Genomic DNA, 17,913 nt, shown 5'->3' with positions numbered 1-17,913 from the left:
ACGGGAGACCGATTAAATGGCAGCATATGAATATGAAACCCACGAATATGACGTTGTCGTGGTGGGGGCAGGCGGTGCTGGTCTGCGCGCGACTTTGGGCATGGCCGAACAGGGCCTGCGCACGGCCTGTATCTCCAAGGTTTTCCCAACCCGTTCGCACACCGTGGCGGCGCAGGGTGGCATCGCCGCGTCCTTGAGCAACATGGGCCCCGACAACTGGCAGTGGCATATGTATGACACGGTCAAGGGGTCGGACTGGCTGGGTGACACGGATGCGATGGAATACCTCGCCCGCGAAGCGCCCAAGGCGGTTTACGAGCTTGAGCATTACGGCGTGCCCTTCTCGCGCACCGAAGAGGGCAAGATCTATCAGCGTCCTTTCGGCGGCCACACGACCGAATTTGGCGAAGGCCCGCCCGTGCAGCGCACCTGTGCCGCCGCTGACCGGACCGGCCACGCGATCCTGCACACGCTTTACGGCCAGTCGCTGAAGCAAAATGCGGAATTCTTCATCGAATATTTCGCCATTGACCTGATCATGTCGGACGACGGCGTCTGCCAGGGCGTGCTCTGCTGGAAACTCGACGACGGCACCATGCACCTGTTCAGCGCCAAGATGGTCGTGCTGGCGACAGGCGGCTATGGCCGTGCGTACTTCTCGGCCACGTCGGCGCACACCTGCACCGGCGACGGTGGCGGCATGGCGGCCCGTGCGGGCCTGCCGCTGCAAGACATGGAATTCGTTCAGTTCCACCCCACCGGCATCTACGGCGCGGGCTGTTTGATCACCGAAGGTGCGCGGGGCGAAGGCGGGTATCTGACCAACTCCGAAGGCGAGCGTTTCATGGAACGCTACGCGCCGACCTACAAAGACCTTGCGTCGCGCGACGTTGTCTCGCGCTGCATGACGATGGAAATCCGCGAAGGCCGCGGTGTGGGTGAAAACAAAGACCACATCCACCTGCACCTGAACCACCTGCCGCCAGAAACGCTGGACCTGCGCCTGCCGGGCATCTCGGAATCCGCGCGTATCTTTGCAGGTGTGGACCTGACGAAAGAGCCGATCCCGGTGCTGCCGACGGTGCACTACAACATGGGCGGCATCCCCACGAACTACTGGGGCGAAGTGCTGAACCCGACCGCCGACAACCCCGACGCCATCGCACCCGGCCTGATGGCCGTGGGCGAAGCGGGCTGTGCTTCGGTGCATGGTGCGAACCGTCTCGGCTCCAACTCGCTCATTGACCTCGTGGTCTTTGGCCGCGCCGCTGCAATCCGTGCGGCCAAGATCGTCGACGCCGACAGCCCGGTGCCCGCGCCGAACCTCAAATCGGTCGAGAAGGCATTCGATCGCTTCGACGGTCTGCGCAACGCCAAGGGCGGCACGCCCACCGCCGAGCTGCGGCTTGAGATGCAGAAAACCATGCAGGCCGATGCCGCCGTTTTCCGCACCGATAAGACGCTGGAAGAGGGCCGCGAGAAGATGATCGAAGTCGCTGACAAGCTGAAGGACCTGCATGTCACCGACCGCAGCCTCGTGTGGAACTCGGACCTGATGGAAACGCTGGAGCTGACCAACCTCATGCCCAACGCCACCGCCACGATCACCGCCGCCGCTGCGCGGAAAGAGAGCCGTGGTGCACACGCCCATGAGGACTACCCGGATCGGAACGACGACGAGTGGCGCAAGCACTCGCTGGCGTGGTTCGATGGCAATGACGCGAAACTCACCTACCGCGCCGTGCACCTCGATCCGCTGACCAAGGAAGACGAGGGCGGGATCGACATGAAGAAGATCGCCCCCAAGGCACGGGTGTATTGATGGTTCGCACAGCACTCATCGCGGCCACGTTGTTCGCTCTCTCGGGCTGTGTCGAAGTCCAGCAGGCGGTGGATGACACCGCCCGCCAAGGCTCCAAAGGCGTGGTGACCGAAATCTTGGCCACCCGCTTTCCGCAGGTCCCCAAAGAGCTGATCACCCCCTTCACCGACTGCATCATCGACAATGCCGACGCGCTGGAACTGCGCGAATTGGCCCGCGCCGCCGTGGTCGGCGTGGATGACACAACAGCGGGCACCGTGCGCACCATCCTGTCGCGCCCCGAGACCCGTACCTGCCTGCTGGCCGCCGCGCCCGCAGCCGGTCTGACGCTTTAGGAGACGCACAATGGTTCAACTGACGCTTCCGAAAAACTCCCGCATGACCAGCGGCAAGACATGGCCCAAGCCGCAAGGCGCTACCAACCTGCGTGAGTTCCACATCTACCGCTGGAACCCCGACGACGGGAAGAACCCGGCGCTCGACACCTATTTCGTCGATATGGACGATTGCGGGCCGATGATCCTTGATGCGCTGATCAAGATCAAAAACGAGATTGACCCCACGCTGACCTTCCGCCGCTCCTGCCGCGAGGGCATCTGTGGCTCCTGCGCGATGAATATCGACGGGATCAACACGCTGGCCTGCACCTACGGCATGGAAGAGATCAACGGCGTGGTCAAAATCTACCCGCTGCCGCATATGCCGGTGGTCAAAGACCTGATCCCCGATCTGACCCACTTCTACGCCCAGCACGCCTCGATCCAGCCTTGGCTGGAAACCGAGACGCCTGAGCCGCGCAAGGAGTGGAAACAGTCGATCGACGACCGCGCCAAGCTCGATGGCCTCTATGAGTGCATCATGTGCGCCTGCTGCTCGACTTCCTGCCCCAGCTACTGGTGGAACGGCGACCGCTACCTTGGGCCAGCCGCCTTGCTGCACGCCTACCGCTGGATCATCGACAGCCGGGATGAGGCCACGGGCGAGCGACTGGACGACCTCGAAGACCCGTTCAAGCTCTACCGTTGCCACACGATCATGAACTGCGCCAAGACCTGCCCCAAGGGGCTGAACCCGGCAGCGGCGATTGCCAATATCAAGAAACTGATGGTCGAACGGACCGTCTAAAGACAACAGGGCCCGGCCAAGCGCCGGGCCTTTGGTTATCTTATGATCCTGCCCTTCATCATCGTTATCGTCTTTGTGATCGTGCTGATCTTTGCCCGCCGCAATGCGCCCACACGCGATTGCCGCTGGCGCGAAGACCGGACCGGCGACAAGGGCGCTTTGCGCAAATACCACTGCGTGGCCTGCGGGGCCGAAGCCTACCGCAGCGAAGGCCCGCCGGATCGCTGCCTCAAAGGGCTCGACACGCCGCGCCTGTGACATTGCCTTTGCCGTGAACTCGCCGCACACTCCTTTCAAAAGGGGAGAGGCGCGATGGGCAGTGAGACTTTCAACGCAGATGTGATCGTGGTCGGCGCAGGCTTGGCTGGCATGGTGGCCGCTCACGAAGCGGTGCTGCGCGGGCGCCGGGTTCTGCTGCTGGATCAGGAAGGGCCACAAAGCCTTGGCGGACAGGCGTTCTGGTCGCTTGGCGGGCTCTTCATGGTCGACACGCCCGAGCAGCGCCGCATGGGCATCCGCGACAGCGCGGAACTGGCTTATCGCGATTGGATGGGGTCCGCGCAATTCGACCGACCCGAAGACGCCAATCCCCGTGCGCTGGCAGCGGGTTTCCTCGAATGGGCCGCGGGCGACATGCGCAACTGGCTCCAAGGTTTCGGCATGCGCTGGTTCCCGGTCGTCGGCTGGGCCGAACGCGGTGGGGCAGGGGCAGAGGGCCACGGCAACTCCGTCCCGCGCTTCCACATCACATGGGGCACCGGTACCGGCGTCGTCGCCCCCTTTGCGCGGCTCATGCAGGAACATGCGGCCGCGGGCAAGCTGCGCCTTGCCTTCCGCCACCGGGTCACGCGGCTGAACGTGACCAATGGCGCCGTGACGGGCGTCGCGGGGGATGTCCTGGACGACAGCAGCGCCCCACGCGGCCACAGCACCTCGCGCTCCATCAAGGCCGATTTCGAACACAGCGCCGAAGCGGTGATCCTCACCACCGGCGGCATCGGCGCGAACCATGATTTGGTGCGAAAACACTGGCCAACCGACCGCCTCGGCCTCGCGCCGCGCCAGATGGTCAGCGGCGTGCCCGACTACGTCGATGGCAAAATGCACGCCATCGCCGCAAAAGCCGGGGCAGGGCTGATCAACGAAGACCGCATGTGGCACTATTGCGAAGGCGTCCAGAACTGGGACCCGATCTGGCCAAACCACGGCATCCGCATCCTGCCCGGCCCCTCGTCGATGTGGTTCGACGCCGCGGGCAACCGGATGGAGGCCCCCTGCCTGCCCGGTTTCGACACGCTCTCAACCCTGCGCCGCATCCTGCAAGCGGGTGAGCACAGCTGGTTCATCCTCACACAAAAGATCATCGAAAAAGAATTCGCCCTCTCGGGCTCTGAACAGAACCCCGACCTCACCTCTGGCAGCTGGCGCGAGGTGCTCAAAGCCCGCCTCGGCAAAGGCGCCACCGCCGCAGTAGAGGCATTCAAGGACAAGGGCGCAGACTTTATCGTCGCTGACGACCTCGACACCCTCGTCACCCGGATGAACGCGCTCACCCCCGACGCGCCCGTCCGCCCTGACCTCATCCGCGCCCAGATCGAAGCCCGCGACGGTCAACTGGACAACCCCTTTGCAAAAGATGCCCAGATCACCGCAATCCGCGGAGCCCGCGCCTACCGCGGCGACCGGCTGATCCGGACTGCCAAACCTCACGCTATCCTCGACCCTGCCAACGGCCCGCTGATCGCCGTGCGCCTCAACATCCTCACCCGGAAATCCCTCGGCGGGCTGCACAGCGATCTCCAAGGCCGCGTGCTCACCCCCGAAGGCACGGTCCTGCCCGGCCTCTTCGCCGCCGGGGAGGTCTGCGGCTTTGGCGGCGGCGGCTACCACGGCTACAACGCCCTCGAAGGCACCTTTCTGGGCGGCTGCCTCTACTCCGGGCGCCTCGCCGGTCAAAACGCCTGATACCAGCCCCACAAAAGCAAAAGGCGCGACCCCCGCCGCGCCTCTTCATCCTTTTTCAAATACCGTCCGCACTCTCAGCGGACGCGACGGTCAGGCAAAGGCCGCTTCCAGCGCAATCTCAACCATATCACCAAAGCTTTTCTCCCGGTCTTCCGACGGCAGCGCCTCACCGGTCTGCAAATGGTCGCTCACGGTCAAGACCGCCAGTGCCCGGCGCTTGTGCCGCGCGGCCAGCGTGTAAAGCTCCGCCGCTTCCATCTCGACACCCAGAATACCGTGGCGCACCATCTGCTCGTCCAGATCGGGGCGTTCGGCATAAAAGACGTCCGAAGAATAGATCCCGCCGACATGGGTTTTCGCCTCCAGCTTCTCGGCCGCTTGCACGGCGGCACGCAGCAGGCCCCAATCGGCGCAGGGGGCGTAGTTTAATTCGCGGAAAATACCGGAGGAGGGCGAGGTGATGGTGCTGGCGGTCATCGCGATGATAACATCGCGAATGCCGACATGGCTCTGCATCCCCCCACAAGAGCCGATGCGAATCAGAGTTTGCGCGCCATATTCCGTCATCAGCTCATTGGCGTAGATCGACAGCGAGGGCATGCCCATGCCGGAGCCTTGGATTGTGACGCGGTTGCCGCGCCATGTGCCGGTGAAGCCCAGCATGCCGCGCACTTCGTTGACCAGTTCGGCCCCTTCCAAAAAGGTCTCTGCCGCCCATTTCGCGCGGTAGGGGTCGCCGGGCATCAATACGGTTTCGGCGATATCGCCGGGTTTCGCGCCAATATGGACGGTCATCTCTGTCTCCTGATGTTTGCCGCATTTTGCCTGCCCGAAGCGGGCTTCACAAGGGCCGCGATGGGGGAGGGGGCGTGACGTAAAGCGGACAGGGGCGCGGCAATTGGGACGGTTGCCCAATTCACATTTCCGTCAAAAATAAAAAGGGCGCCGGTGAATTTCCATTCACGCGGCGCCAAATTCCCGTAATTCGGGAAATGGTTAAATCCGCATCGTTTCCGGATCGGCACCATTCTCTACTTGGGCGCGAAACCAATTCGGCTGACGGCCCTTTCCGGTCCAAGTCTGGGACGGGTCTTCGGGGTTGGAAAACTGCGGTTTCGATTTCGGGCCCGCAGCCGCTTTGCGCGGTTTCTTTGCCTTTTTGGGCGCGGGCTGTTCATCAGCTAACTCATTCAGGGAAAAGCCATATTCCGCCGCTGCCTTTTCGGCCGCCTTGCGTGCCGCCCGGCGTTCGCGGGCCTGCGCGGCCTGCAATGCCTTTTTGACATCCGACAGAAGTTTCTCCAATTCCTTGCGGCTCATGGATTTCAGGTCTTTTTCCATATCTGATATTTCCTTTCCAGATTGTGCTGGTACGGGGAATTATAGAGCCAATTGATTAATTGCACGTTGTATTTTGTGTCAGCCTATTCTGCGGCCACCGCTTTGGGGTCGGCAAGCGCAATGATATCTTTCATGATCACGTTCAATTCAAAATCTTTCGGGGTATAGACCTGCGCCACTCCGGCTGCGCGCAAACGGGTTGCGTCAGCCTCGGGAATGATACCGCCGACGATGACCGGGATATGGGTCAACCCTGCCTCGGCCATGCGCTGCATCAGGTCTTCGACCAATGGCACATGCGAGCCTGAGAGGATCGACAAGCCGACCACATGGGCGGCTTCCGTTTGCGCAGCTTCCACGATTTCCGCGGGCGTCAGGCGGATGCCTTCATAGCTGATGTCCATGCCGCAATCGCGGGCGCGGACGGCGATCTGCTCTGCCCCGTTCGAATGGCCGTCGAGCCCCGGTTTGCCGACGAGGAATTTCAGCCTGCGGCCCAGTTTATCGCTGACCGCATCCACCGCGTCGCGCAGATCGTCCAGTCCTTCGGTCTTGTTGGACTGACCTGCGGAAACCCCTGTCGGGCCACGATATTCCCCGTGAACGGCACGCATCTGCGCGGCCCATTCGCCGGTGGTGACGCCCGCCTTAGCGGCGGCGATGGAGGCGGGCATGATATTGTCGCCCGCGCTGGCGGCGGCACGTAGGTCGGCCAATGCTTGTTTGACGGCGGCGTCGTCGCGTGCGCTGCGCCATGCGTCGAGCCGGGAGAGTTGGTCGGCTTCGGCACCGGGGTCTGATTGCATGATATCGCCCGCCCCGGTCATCAACGGCGAGGGCGCGCCTTGTTGCCATTTGTTCACACCGACGACGACTGTTTCGCCGCTTTCGATGCGGCGCAGCCGGTCGGCGTTGCTTTCGACCAAGCGGCCCTTCATGTAATCGATCGCGGAAATCGCACCGCCCATACCGTCGAGATTTGCCAATTCAGCGCGCGCGCCTTCTTTGAGCAATTCGACCTTGGCATCGACTGCCGGATTGCCGTCGAAAAGATCGTCGAATTCCAGAAGGTCGGTTTCATGGGCCATGATCTGCTGCATCCGCATCGACCATTGTTGGTCCCACGGGCGGGGCAGGCCGAGGGCTTCGTTCCATGCGGGCAATTGCACAGCACGGGCGCGGGCCTTTTTCGACAGGGTCACGGCGAGCATTTCGATGAGGATACGGTAGACGTTATTCTCGGGCTGTTGTTCGGTCAGACCCAATGAATTGACCTGAACCCCATAGCGGAAACGACGGAATTTGGGGTCTTCGACCCCATAGCGGTCGCGGCAAATCTCATCCCAAAGGTCTACAAAGGCGCGCATTTTGCACATCTCGGTGACGAAACGGATGCCCGCGTTCACGAAGAAGGAAATGCGACCCACCAATTTCGGAAAATCCTCTGCCGGGACGCGCGGTTTCAGCGCGTCGAGCACGGCGGTGGCAGTGGCAAGTGCAAAGGCCAATTCCTGTTCCGGCGTCGCACCTGCTTCTTGCAGGTGGTAGGAACAGACGTTCATCGGGTTCCATTTCGGCACGTTGGTATAGCAGTATTCGGCCACATCCGCGATCATCTTGAGCGAGGGCGCAGGCGGGCAGATATAGGTGCCACGGCTGAGATATTCCTTGATCAGATCGTTTTGCACCGTGCCTTGCAGGGCGGAAATATCCGCGCCCTGGTCTTCGGCCACGGCGATATAGAGCGACAGCAGCCAAGGGGCCGTCGCGTTGATCGTCATGGAAGTGTTCATCTGTTCAAGCGGGATGCCATCGAAAAGCGCGCGCATGTCACCGAGGTGATTCACCGGCACGCCGACCTTCCCAACCTCGCCACGGCTGAGCACATGGTCGCTGTCATAGCCGGTCTGGGTGGGCAGGTCGAAAGCCACGGAAAGCCCGGTTTGCCCGCGCTCCAAATTCGAGCGATAGAGCGCGTTGGACGCGGCGGCGGTAGAATGGCCCGCATAGGTGCGAATGAGCCAGGGGCGGTCTTTCTGCTGTTGGGTCATTTTGGCCTCTTGAATCTGAATGGCAATAAAGTTGCGTCATGACGTTGATAGGGGAAATAATATGCCTCTGTCAATTCGCTGCGTTGCGGCATTGCGCGCGCCCGGCCGGTGGGCGGAAACCAGATAATTATTGTTCTCTCGCCTGCGCGCTGTAAGGGTTAAGCCATGACGCAGACTGTGCAATTGCCCCTTTGGCTGTTCATCCTCATCGTGGTTTTCGCAGCCGTCACGGCGCTGAGCCATTTTCTGCTGCCTTCGGTGCGTTGGTTCTTTCGCAGACGGCTGGAACGGGCAGTGGAGCGGCTGAACAAGCGGCTGACCCGGCCCATCGAGCCCTTCAAGCTGGCCCGGCGGCACGACATGATCCAACGGCTGATCTATGATCCGGAGGTCAGCCAAGAGATCGTGAACTACGCCCGCAGCAATGGCGTGCCCGAGAACGTCGCCTTTCAAAAGGCCCGCGAATATGCGCGCGAGATCGTGCCGCGGTTTTCCGCCTTTGCCTACTTCAGCTTGGGCATCCGGCTGGCGCGGTTGTTGACCAACACGGTCTACCGGGTCGAGACGGCCTCGAGCAACGAGTCGACATTCGCCGCGCTGCCGCGTGATGCGACGGTGGTTTTCATCATGAACCACCGGTCGAACATGGATTACATGCTGGTGACCTACCTCGCCGCGCGGTCTTCGGCGCTGAGCTATGCGGTGGGTGAATGGGCGCGGGTTTGGCCGCTGAGCATGCTGATCCGCTCCATGGGCGCCTACTTTATCCGGCGCCGTTCGCGCGGGGCGCTCTATCGCAAGGTCTTGGCGCGCTACGTGCAGATGGCCACGACGGGCGGGGTGACGCAGGCGTTCTATCCCGAGGGGGGGCTGAGCCTCACCGGGGCTTTGCAGCCGCCAAAGGTGGGCTTGCTGTCTTATGTGGTGGAGGGGTTCGACCCCGAAGGGGAGCGTGACATCATCTTTGTGCCCGTGGCGATTAACTATGACCGGATCTTGGAAGATCGGGTGTTGATCGCTGCCGGCGAGCGGGGCGACCGGCGTTTTGGCGCGCGGATCACGGTGGTGGTGGGCTTCGTGCTGCGCAAGATTTGGCGGCGGATGCGCGGGCGGGACACGCGCTTTGGCACGGCGGCGGTGACCTTTGGTGATCCGCTTTCCCTGCGCCGCACGGGGGGGGATGTGCCGGTCACGGATCTGTCGGAGATGCTGATGGACCGGATCGCGCAGGCCATGCCCGTGTTGACCGTACCGCTGATCGCCCGGGTGATGCTGCAGGCGAAAGGGCCGCTGAGCGAGGCGGAATTGCTGGCGAAAGTGGCCGCCACGCTTGAACAGATGCCGCTGCGCAACCGCGTGCCCAAGCCCGACGTACTGCCGGACCGCGTCGCCCGTGCCACGGCCCGCCTTAAGAAACGTGGCGTCATTTCCGAAGACGCGCAGGGGCTGCAAATCGTGCGGGGGCAGGAGCCTGTTTTGGCCTTTTACGCTAATTCTGTCGTGCATTTTCCGAGCGAAGATGCTGCACCTGCGGCGGAAATTGCTGCAACTGCTGGGTCATAAAATTACAAAAGTAGAGCGGCAGGGGTTGCAATGTTGCGCGGCGGGTCATATCCCAAAGGGGAGCCGCCGCGATTCTGCAGTGCGGCACAGACCTTGTAGACACCGATCACCGGCAGGAGGCCCACATGGCACTGGATACGAAACACGCCGACTATGACGCCCCGCAAAAAGACCTGTATGAAGTGGGTGAAATGCCCCCGATGGGTCATGTCCCGAAACAGATGTATGCTTGGGCCATCCGCCGCGAGCGGCACGGCGACCCGGATAGCGCAATGCTGCAGGAAGTCGTCGATGTGCCCCAGCTCGACAGTCAGGACGTGCTGGTCTTGGTCATGGCGGCGGGCATCAACTACAACGGTGTCTGGGCCGCGCGCGGCGTGCCGATCAGCCCCTTTGATGGCCATGGTGAGCCCTATCACATCGCAGGTTCCGACGCCTCTGGCATCGTCTGGGCGGTGGGCGACAAGGTGACCCGCTGGAAAGTCGGCGACGAGGTTGTGATCCACTGCAACCAAGACGATGGCGACGATGAGGAATGCAACGGCGGCGACCCGATGTATTCGTCCAGCCAGCGCATCTGGGGCTATGAGACGCCCGATGGGTCGTTCTCTCAGTTCACCCGCGTGCAGAGCCAGCAGCTTATGCCGCGCCCCAAGCACCTGACATGGGAAGAGAGTGCATGCTACACGCTGACGCTGGCCACCGCCTACCGGATGCTTTTCGGCCACGAGCCGCATGACCTGAAGCCCGGCCAGAACGTGCTGGTCTGGGGTGCGTCGGGTGGCCTTGGCTCCTATGCGATCCAGCTCATCAACACCGCGGGCGCCAATGCAATTGGCGTGATCTCGGACGAGAGCAAGCGGCAGTTCGTGATGGATCTGGGCGCCAAGGGCGTGTTGAACCGCAAGGACTTCAACTGCTGGGGCCAGCTGCCCACGGTGAACACGCCGGAATATAACGAGTGGTTCAAAGAGGCCCGCAAGTTCGGCAAGGCGATCTGGGACATCACCGGCAAGGGCGTGAACGTCGACATGGTGTTCGAACACCCCGGCGAGGCGACTTTCCCAGTTTCGACCTTCGTGGTCAAAAAGGGCGGTATGGTGGTGATCTGTGCCGGGACAAGCGGATTCAACCTGACCTTCGACGTGCGCTATATGTGGATGCACCAGAAGCGTTTGCAGGGCAGCCACTTTGCCCATCTGAAACAGGCGAGCGCGGCGAATAAGTTGATGATGGAACGCCGCCTTGATCCCTGCATGTCCGAAGTCTTTAGCTGGGCCGATCTGCCCGAGGCGCATATGAAGATGATGCGAAATGAGCATAAGCCGGGCAATATGTCGGTGCTGGTGCAGGCCCCCACGACCGGGCTGCGCACACTCGAAGACACGGTGATGGCGCGCGACTGAGCGAGACCGATAGGCTGAGGTAAGATCCCCCCGTGGCCCCGGCCGCGGGGGTTTTCGTTTGCCCGCAACCAGAACAAGGCCTTACCGCAGCCAACCCCGCCATTTATGGGGGGACGAAAAGCGCGGATGGTGCGAAATCGTGCACATGCTATGGTTGTATTAATCTGCCATTAACCAAAGCTGGGCGACCCTCATGCAAGATGATTGGATATTGGACGTATTGGCCGATCTCAGGGCTTTTGCCATGGCGAACCAACTGCCGCGCACGGCGGAACAGTTGGACGACGCGGCGCTGATCGCTCTGGCCGAGATGTCCTTGCAACGCGAAAGGGCCATAGGCCGGACGCATGAGGATAGAGCCGCATCTGGAACAAATTTGGGAAAGGCTGGCACAGGCTGACGGCCAACCCGATCTTGGCCAAGCCTGCGAAGACCTGCGCGATCACTACGGCATTTTGCATGTGGTCTATCACTGGGTCGACACGGCGGGCGTGCAATATGGCTGCGGCACCTATGGGCCGCTCTGGTCCGAACGCTATCAGGCGCACAACTACCTCCGCATCGATCCGGTTGTCGCGGGCTGTTATCGCCGGTTTGAGCCGGTGGACTGGAAAGACCTCGATTGGTCCTCCCGCGCGGCGCGGCAGTTCCACCGGGATGCCTTGGACCACGGGGTCGGCAATCAAGGATTCTCGGTCCCGATCCGGGGGCCGCATGGGCAATTTGCGCTGTTTACCACGAACCATAGTTGCACGGATGGGGTCTGGGCCGCCTTCACCGCGCGGCACCGGCGAGATCTGATCTGGGCGGCGCATTGCTTTAACGAAAAAGCGCTGGCACTGGCCCCGGACCGCGCGCCCTGCGCAGTGCAGGCGCTGTCCCCGCGTGAGGTGGACGCGATGACGCTGCTGGCGGTGGGCTATAGCCGCGCGCAGGTGGCCGACCAGTTGTCGATCTCGGAACACACGCTGCGGGCCTATGTAGAAAGCGCGCGGTTCAAACTGGGCGCATCGAACACGACCCATGCCGTCGCACGCGCGCTCAGCCGGGGGCTGATCGTCGTTTGAGCCGGATAATTCGCGTGAATCGCGGGCGGTCAGGGCAAAGCGATCTGGCCCCCGGCGCGGGGCTCAATTAGGGTCGCCCAATGACATCTACTGCGCTCACCTACTCCGAAGACCAAGCCGCCGCCCATGACAAGGTGGCCGAGATGCTGCGCTCTGCGGGCATTGATCTGGACGATTCATTGCTGATGCCGCCTGCGGGCGGGCCGGATCAGGTGATGGCGGTGACCGGCAAGGCCGGATCGGGCAAAACGCTGCTGCTGGCCGAGCTTTATCGTGCCTTGGAAGCGGCGGGCGTCGACATCGTCTCGGGCGATTACGAATCGCGCAAGAAACGCGAGAAACGCACGCTGGCGATCCTTGCGCCGACCAATAAAGCGGCCAGCGTTTTGCGTCTGCGCGGCGTGCCTGCGACGACGATCCACCGTATTCTCTATACGCCGGTTTACCACCCCGAATACGAGCGCATCGCGGAATGGCTGACCGGGAACGGCGAAAAGCCGGACATCGAAGGGCTAAGTGAAGTCGCGCTCGACCGGGCCGCGGCGTTTTTCGCGAACAACAAATCTGTGCCCGGGGCGCTGGCGGCAGCAGGGCTGCGTGGCAGTGATTTTATCACCGGGTGGAAACGCCGGGAAGAGCCGCTCGACATTGGCTTTGTCGACGAAAGCTCGATGCTGGATGACAAACAATTCGAAGACCTGAAAGAGATTTTCCCGACGCTGCTTCTGTTCGGCGATCCGGCGCAGCTCGCGCCGGTGGGGCAATCAGGCACGATGGTGTTTGAGAAGCTGCCCGAAAAGCGGGTGCTGAACCTCAACCGCATTCACAGGCAAGAGGCCGATAACCCGATCCTCGATATCGCCCATGCGCTGGCCGATCCGCAGCTTGAGTTTCACGACTTTGAGCGGATGATCGAAGACGCGGCGCGCAAAGATGATCGCGTGGTCTGGGGGCAGCGGGTTGAGGTTGATCTGATGGCCCGTAGCCCGGTTCTGGTCTGGCGGAATGCCACGCGCATTCGGCTGATCAATGCCTTCCGCGCCGTGCATGGCGCCCCCGAAGATGCGCTGCTGGCAGGCGAGCCGCTGATCTGCGACGGGATTGAACTGCCGCTCAAGCACCGCAAGAAACGCCTCGACCTAGAAGCGCGCGGCCTGATTAAAGGCGCGCAGGTGGTCTATCTGGGCGAGGGGCGCAAGCCGGGGTTCAGTCGGTTGCACGTCATCGGTGCCGAAGACCCGCAGGTAAGTGCGGCGTCGATCGTGAAAATCGAAAAACCGGATGAGGAAGAGCCCTTTATTCCCTTCGCCGCGCGTATGGGGGCCACGTTTCTGCACGGCGCTGCTGTGACGATCCACAAGGCGCAGGGCAGCCAGTGGGAGAACGTGCAGGTCTTTGCGCCCGATCTTTATGCGGCCGCGCGGATGGGGCGCTCTGAGGCCGGGCAACCGCTGTGGAAACGGCTGGCCTATGTGGCTATCACCCGCGCGCAGGAGCGGTTGATCTGGGTGGTGCGAAATCGGCTTAGCAAACCATCCGGCCCGCTGCGCGTGGATGACCTGCGCGCCGCCCCGGCAGCCGCGCTGACGCTTAAGGCGACCGAGGATGGCGCGGCTTAGCGGCGCAGCAGCCCAAAGACGGCAGAGGCGCCCCAGCCCGCGGTAATGGCGATAAAGAGCGACAGCAGCCCGTAGATAAACGCCTGCTCATGGGCGAGGTTGAACAGCCACCGCTCCATCCCGACCTTGCGCACGTCAATCACCGTTTCATATTGCGCCACCACATCGCCGCCACGGGTCAGGAAAATCCGGGTGTCATAGGCGCCTTCGGTGAGCGAGGCAGGCAGCGCAACGGCGGCGCGGAAGAGGGTCTGTTCATCGACCTTCACGCCGTCTTCGATGACTTGGTAAAGGTTGGCATCCTTGCGCACGCGGATCAGCGCATCGGTGAACTGGGTCGGGTCCGCGATCTCCATCGGCGCGCCGACAGAGCGGATGGCGCGGGGGATGGAAATGCGGTGGCGCAGGTCTTCGATGCGTTTGAGCACTTCGGACAGCGGGCCAGAGGTGACCACGGCATAGAAACTCGGCGCGCGGTCGACCTCAACCGCGTCGGTGTTGACCCAGATGCCAAAGCGCCGTTCCTTGCGCCGCACCATGATCGGGGTCGAGGGGCCAGAGACGGTCACGACCACCTCAAGCGGCGCGCCCTCAGGGATTGGCGTTTCACGTTTGACAGCGCCGTAAACGAGGATTTCGGACCCGTCGAAATTGGTGGTGATGGAGACTTCGGCTTGGCTGAGGCCCAGCACGATCTCCTCTTCCGCCGCGGCGGTGAGCGCGGTGAACATCAGGCCAGCGAATGCGAGAATTGCGCGGATCATTCTGCCGCCACCGGGCTGAGGGAATAAAGCTCGGACGGCTCCAGCAGCAGATCAAGCGCCAGCTTGCCGCAGACCGCGAGAACCAGCACCGCCAGCAAAATACGCAGCTGTTCGGCCTGCATACGCACGCCGATCCGCGTGCCAACCTGTGCACCCAGCACCCCGCCGACCAGCAAGAGCACCGCCAGCACGATGTCGACCGTCTGGTTGGTGGTGGCGTGCAGCATGGTGGTGAAACCGGTCACGAAAATGATCTGCAACAGCGAGGTGCCGATCACCACTTTGGTGGGCATGCCAAGCAGGTAGATCATCGCGGGCACCATGATGAACCCGCCGCCGACGCCCATGATGGCCGAGAGCATCCCAACCGCCGCGCCGACAAGCACCGGGGGGATCACCGAGATATAAAGCCCCGATACCCGAAACCGCATTTTGATTGGCAGGCCGTGGACCCAGTAGTGTTTCTTGCGCTGCACGCGCCCGCCCTTGCGGGTGCGGCGGATCGCGCGGAGCGATTCAAAGAACATCAGCCCGCCGATGATGCCCAGAAAGATCACATAGCAAAGGGTCACCAGCAGATCGACCTGACCCAGCGATTTCAGGTAGTTAAAGATGAACATGCCGATGCCCGAGCCGACAAGACCCCCGGCCAGCAGGACCCAGCCCATTCGGAAATCCACCGTGCGCCGTTTGAGGTGCGCCAGCAGGGCCGAAAAAGACGACGCGACGATCTGGTTGGTCGAGGTGGCCACAGCCACGGCGGGGGGGATGCCAACAAAGAACAACAGCGGCGTGATCAAAAACCCGCCGCCGACGCCAAACATGCCCGATAAGATGCCCACGATTCCGCCCAGTCCCAGAAGGAGGAAGGCGTTAACCGATACCTCGGCGATGGGCAGGTAGATTTGCATGACGTTTCCTAGCCTCTAACGGCCGCGCTTTTCAACATAGCTTGCCGCGACAAGGCGACCACTGAGATAGGTTGCGCCGATCCGGCCCTCGGGTGCAAGGGCCGGAGGGGGATGTCAGCGTTCTTTCACATAGGGTTCGCCGCCCGCGCGGGGCGGGATCGCCTTGCCGACGAAGCCCGCGAGGATCACCACAGTCATCAGATAGGGCAGCGCGCCCAGAAGTTGGCCCTGCACCTTGATGCCGATGACCGACTGGATCACATCAGGCCGCGTCTCTAGCGCCCCGAAAAGGCCAAAGAGCAGCGTGGCCCAGAGCGCGTACCATGGGCGCCACTTGGCAAAGATCAGCGCGGCCAGCGCGATAAAGCCACGGCCTGCCGACATGTCTTTGACGAAGCCCGCCTGCAGCGCGGTGCTGAGGTAGGCCCCAGCCACGCCACAGAGCAGCCCGGCGATGGCCACGGCGGCATAGCGCAGACCGACGACCGAGACGCCAGCGGTGTCCACGGCGGCAGGATTTTCGCCAACCGCCCGCAGGCGCAGGCCGAAACGGGTGCGGAACAGAATCCACCATGTCAGCGGCACGGCGAGGAAGGCGGCATAGACAAGAATCGAATGGCCCGAGATCAGCTCTTCGTAGAAGGGGCCGATGATTGGCACATCGGCCATGGCATCAGCGAAGGGCAGGGTGATCGGCTCGAACCGTGCGCCGCCAAAGAGCGAGGGTGTGCGGCCGCCTTGGGCGAACCAGTCTTGGGCAATCAGCACCGTCATGCCCGCGGCGAGAAAGTTGATCGCCACGCCGGAGATCAGCTGGTTGCCGCGGAAGGTGATCGAGGCCAGCCCGTGGACAGCGCTGAGTGCCAGCGAAGAGGCGATGCCCGCCGCAAGGCCAAGCCAGACCGACCCGGTGAGCGATGCCACCGCGGCGGAAAAGAACGCCGCCGCCAGCATCTTGCCCTCAAGCCCGATATCAAAGACGCCCGCGCGTTCGGAGAAAAGACCGGCAAGACAGGCCAGAAGCAGCGGCGTGGCCAGCCGAACGGTGCTGTCGAGCAATTGGATGAGCGTGATATAGTCCATAGGTCAGACCCGCTTTCTCAGGGGGGTATAAGGGCTCATTCCGCGCTCTCCGACTGGGCGCTACGGGGGCCGGGTTTGGGCTCGCTGTCAGCGGAATTGGCGGGGAGGCCGGGGCGGCGGAACATCAGGAAAAGACGCTCCAGCGGCATCCGCACCATATTGTCGAGCGCGCCGGTAAAGAGGATCACCAGCGCTTGGATCACGACGATCAATTCGCGCGGGATCGAGGTCCAGAGGGCCAGTTCCGCGCCGCCTTGGTAGAGGAAACCAAAGAGCAGCGCTGCAAAGAAGACGCCAACCGGGTGGCTGCGGCCCATCAGCGCCACGGCGATGCCGATAAAGCCTGCGCCTTCGGTCGCGTTCAGCACCAGACGTTCGCTTTCGCCCATGACGTTGTTGATCGCCATCAGCCCCGCCAGCGCGCCCGAGATGATCATCGTGACCATGGTGATGCGCACGGGCGAGATGCCCGCGTATTTGGCGGCAGGTTGCGAATGGCCATAGGCGCGGATTTCATACCCCAAACGGGTGCGCCAGATCAGCAGCCAGACCACGATACAGGCCGCCGTGGCGACGAGCAGTGAGACGTTGGCGGGGGCGGACTTGGAAAAGGCAATGCCAAGCGGGGCCAACAATTCATGCAGCGTGGGCAGATGCACGGCCTCGGGAAAGCGCGCGCTGGCCGGGTCCATGCTGCCGGGCGGGCGCATGACGTTGACCAACACATAGTTCAGCAAGGCGGCGGCGATAAAGTTGAACATGATCGTCGTGATCACGACGTGGCTGCCGCGTTTGGCTTGCAACCAGCCGGGGATCGCGGCCCAGATCGCGCCCAAAAGCCCGGCCATCACACCGCAGCCGATCAGCGCCAGCGTCCAATGCGGCCAAGGGATATAGAGCGCGGCAATGGCGACGCCCAAACCGCCCAGCATCGCCTGACCTTCGCCCCCGATGTTGAACAGCCGCGCGTGAAAGGCCACGGCAACGGCAAGCCCGGTGAAGATGAAGTTGGTGGCGTAGTACAGCGTGTAGCCCCAGCCATAGGTCGAGCCGAGCGCGCCTTTGACCATCAGTGTCACGGCGGCAATCGGGTCTTCACCGATGGCAAGGATCACCAGCGCCGAGAGCAGGGCGGCCAGCAACAAAGAGATCAGCGGCACGAGGATCACCTCGGCCCATTTTGGCATCACGTCCAT

The 17,913-nt window shown here is 62.5% G+C and carries 16 protein-coding genes; 9 read left to right on the top strand and 7 right to left on the bottom strand.

From position 1 onward, the window contains the following. Positions 1-16: 16 nt before the first annotated feature. The 5 genes from sdhA to T8A63_RS13755 are packed head-to-tail and all read left to right on the top strand — an operon-like array spanning position 17 to position 4,912. Complete coding sequence (sdhA, locus tag T8A63_RS13775; RefSeq protein ID WP_322344126.1) at positions 17-1,822, top strand: succinate dehydrogenase flavoprotein subunit; 1,806 nt, start codon at positions 17-19, stop codon at positions 1,820-1,822. Beyond that, entirely contained in the window at positions 1,822-2,157 is a 336-nt protein-coding gene (locus T8A63_RS13770) for a hypothetical protein (RefSeq protein ID WP_132446574.1), read from the top strand. Before sdhA ends, T8A63_RS13770 begins: the two co-directional genes overlap by 1 nt. Positions 2,158-2,167: 10 nt before the next feature. Further along, a complete protein-coding gene (locus tag T8A63_RS13765; protein ID WP_132446576.1) occupies positions 2,168-2,947 on the top strand; it encodes a succinate dehydrogenase iron-sulfur subunit in 780 nt (259 codons plus the stop codon). A 42-nt stretch (positions 2,948-2,989) separates the two neighbouring features. Beyond that, on the top strand, positions 2,990-3,205 hold the full coding sequence (locus T8A63_RS13760; protein WP_067630449.1) for a hypothetical protein: 216 nt from the start codon (positions 2,990-2,992) through the stop codon (positions 3,203-3,205). Positions 3,206-3,259: 54 nt separating this feature from the next. Beyond that, positions 3,260-4,912 (top strand): FAD-binding dehydrogenase, encoded by a 1,653-nt coding sequence (locus T8A63_RS13755; RefSeq protein WP_322344125.1) that lies wholly within the window; start codon positions 3,260-3,262, stop codon positions 4,910-4,912. Positions 4,913-5,002: 90 nt separating this feature from the next. On the opposite strand, the gene deoD is transcribed toward T8A63_RS13755, so the two are convergent. From deoD to T8A63_RS13740, 3 genes are all read right to left on the bottom strand, one after another. Next, entirely contained in the window at positions 5,003-5,707 is a 705-nt protein-coding gene (gene deoD, locus T8A63_RS13750; protein ID WP_067630444.1) for a purine-nucleoside phosphorylase, read from the bottom strand. A 201-nt stretch (positions 5,708-5,908) separates the two neighbouring features. Beyond that, positions 5,909-6,253: an H-NS family nucleoid-associated regulatory protein gene (locus T8A63_RS13745; protein WP_067630441.1), complete on the bottom strand. Its 345-nt coding sequence runs from the start codon at positions 6,251-6,253 to the stop codon at positions 5,909-5,911. A gap of 83 nt (positions 6,254-6,336) precedes the next feature. Then, positions 6,337-8,304 (bottom strand): protein meaA, encoded by a 1,968-nt coding sequence (locus tag T8A63_RS13740; protein ID WP_322344124.1) that lies wholly within the window; start codon positions 8,302-8,304, stop codon positions 6,337-6,339. 165 nt (positions 8,305-8,469) lie between these two features. On the opposite strand from T8A63_RS13740, the gene T8A63_RS13735 reads away from it, so the two are divergent. The 4 genes from T8A63_RS13735 (at position 8,470) to T8A63_RS13720 (ending at position 13,959) form a co-directional block, all read left to right on the top strand. Beyond that, positions 8,470-9,867: a 1-acyl-sn-glycerol-3-phosphate acyltransferase gene (locus T8A63_RS13735; RefSeq protein WP_322344123.1), complete on the top strand. Its 1,398-nt coding sequence runs from the start codon at positions 8,470-8,472 to the stop codon at positions 9,865-9,867. A 125-nt stretch (positions 9,868-9,992) separates the two neighbouring features. Next, positions 9,993-11,273: a crotonyl-CoA carboxylase/reductase gene (ccrA, locus tag T8A63_RS13730; RefSeq protein ID WP_067630432.1), complete on the top strand. Its 1,281-nt coding sequence runs from the start codon at positions 9,993-9,995 to the stop codon at positions 11,271-11,273. Between the two features lie 347 nt (positions 11,274-11,620). Then, complete coding sequence (locus tag T8A63_RS13725; protein WP_322344122.1) at positions 11,621-12,340, top strand: LuxR family transcriptional regulator; 720 nt, start codon at positions 11,621-11,623, stop codon at positions 12,338-12,340. An 80-nt stretch (positions 12,341-12,420) separates the two neighbouring features. Continuing rightward, complete coding sequence (locus T8A63_RS13720) at positions 12,421-13,959, top strand: ATP-dependent DNA helicase (RefSeq protein ID WP_322344121.1); 1,539 nt, start codon at positions 12,421-12,423, stop codon at positions 13,957-13,959. Here T8A63_RS13720 and T8A63_RS13715 read toward each other — a convergent pair. The 4 genes from T8A63_RS13715 to T8A63_RS13700 all read right to left on the bottom strand — a co-directional run bounded on the left by T8A63_RS13715 (position 13,956) and on the right by T8A63_RS13700 (position 17,913). After that, positions 13,956-14,723, bottom strand: a complete 768-nt coding sequence (locus T8A63_RS13715; RefSeq protein ID WP_322344120.1) for a TIGR02186 family protein — start codon at positions 14,721-14,723, stop codon at positions 13,956-13,958. The two genes, T8A63_RS13720 and T8A63_RS13715, sit on opposite strands and share 4 nt — an antisense overlap. Beyond that, a complete protein-coding gene (locus tag T8A63_RS13710; RefSeq protein ID WP_120350492.1) occupies positions 14,720-15,634 on the bottom strand; it encodes a sulfite exporter TauE/SafE family protein in 915 nt (304 codons plus the stop codon). The genes T8A63_RS13715 and T8A63_RS13710 overlap by 4 nt, the downstream gene beginning before the upstream one ends. 114 nt (positions 15,635-15,748) lie before the next feature. Then, entirely contained in the window at positions 15,749-16,717 is a 969-nt protein-coding gene (locus T8A63_RS13705) for an ABC transporter permease (protein WP_322344119.1), read from the bottom strand. 35 nt (positions 16,718-16,752) lie between these two features. Next, positions 16,753-17,913, bottom strand: coding sequence for an ABC transporter permease (locus T8A63_RS13700; RefSeq protein ID WP_322344118.1), 1,161 nt, complete (start codon positions 17,911-17,913; stop codon positions 16,753-16,755).

The organism is Sulfitobacter sp. OXR-159 (genome assembly GCF_034377145.1).
Lineage (GTDB): Bacteria > Pseudomonadota > Alphaproteobacteria > Rhodobacterales > Rhodobacteraceae > Sulfitobacter.
Note: the sequence above shows the minus strand (reverse complement) of the source record. Positions and strands in the feature narration are given on the sequence as shown.